At 70.9% G+C, this 1,074-nt stretch carries 2 protein-coding genes; both read left to right on the top strand.

What is annotated here, in order from left to right; all coding sequences use genetic code 11:
* Positions 1-635: transporter permease (locus AC1DOC_RS34780; RefSeq protein ID WP_478131728.1), on the top strand; the 635-nt coding region annotated here is incomplete at its 5' end.
* A gap of 37 nt (positions 636-672) precedes the next feature.
* On the top strand, positions 673-1,074 hold a 402-nt coding region (locus tag AC1DOC_RS34775), incomplete at its 3' end, for an AraC family ligand binding domain-containing protein (protein ID WP_478131727.1).

The following is a 1,074-nucleotide window of genomic DNA, read 5'->3' as shown; positions in this document are numbered from 1 at the left end:
GCTTCATGGGCATGATGCTGCCGACCGTGGCCGTGATGCTGTTTTGGCTCTTCGCGGCGGCCTGGCTGCTGGTGCCGCGCACGCCCATCGCGCTCAAGCCCGAGACCGAAGCCGTGCCGGTGCAGCCGCGCCTCCTTGCACTGGCGGGCGTCCTGTTCATCGGCTTCGTGGTCGCGCTCGACCGGCACTGGCTGCTCGCGGGCCTGGGCGTGGTGTTCGCGGTGTTCCTGCTGAGCTATCCGCGCGTGCTGAAAGACATCGACTGGGCGCTGCTCGCGATCATTGCGCTGATGTTCGTGGACCTGCGCCAGCTGGCCGAACTGCAGGCGATCGGGTCGCTGCTGAACCACTGGCCCATCACCGAAGGATGGCGCGCCTACCTTGCCGCCATCGTCACTTCGCAATTCATCAGCAACGTGCCGGCGGCGATCCTGCTCGACGGCCATGTGCGCGACCTGCCGGCGCTCGCGGCCGGCGTGAGCGTGGGCGGCTTCGGCTGCGTGCTGGGCTCGCTGGCCAACCTGATCGCGCTGCGCCTGGCCAGGCTGCCGCACGGGCTGCGCGAGTTCCATCGCATCAGCATTCCGTTCCTGCTGGTGTGCGCGGCCTCGGCGCTGCTGCTGCGGCTCGGGTGACAGGCGGGGAGCGCCGCAAGACAATCAGCCCTTCACCATGCACCAGCCCGCCCCGCCCATCCTTTCGCTGCGCCACTACGGCAGCTCGCGCGGCAGCCATGCGCACGACCACTTCCAGGTGCTGGTCGGCCTGGAAGGCGTGCTGGAGATCGAGATCGAAGGCCGCGGCGGCGGCATCGGCGCCGGCCAGGCGCAGGTGGTCGCGCCCGGCGACCGGCACGACTTCGAAGCACGCGGCAGCGGCGGCAGCAGTTGCCTCGTGCTCGACACCGCGCATGCGCCGTGGGCCCGGTGTGCCGGACGCGCGCCGGCCGACCCGCTTCAGCTGCATGCGCTGGCGCGCTATCTCGCGCACTGCACGGCGCAGCCACGGCAGTTCGCGCTCGCGCTGCAGCACGGCCCCGCGCTGCTGCTGGAAGCCTGGAGCCCCCTGGAGCCC

Source organism: Variovorax sp. 01T439_2 (genome assembly GCF_056398445.1).
Note: the sequence above shows the minus strand (reverse complement) of the source record. Positions and strands in the feature narration are given on the sequence as shown.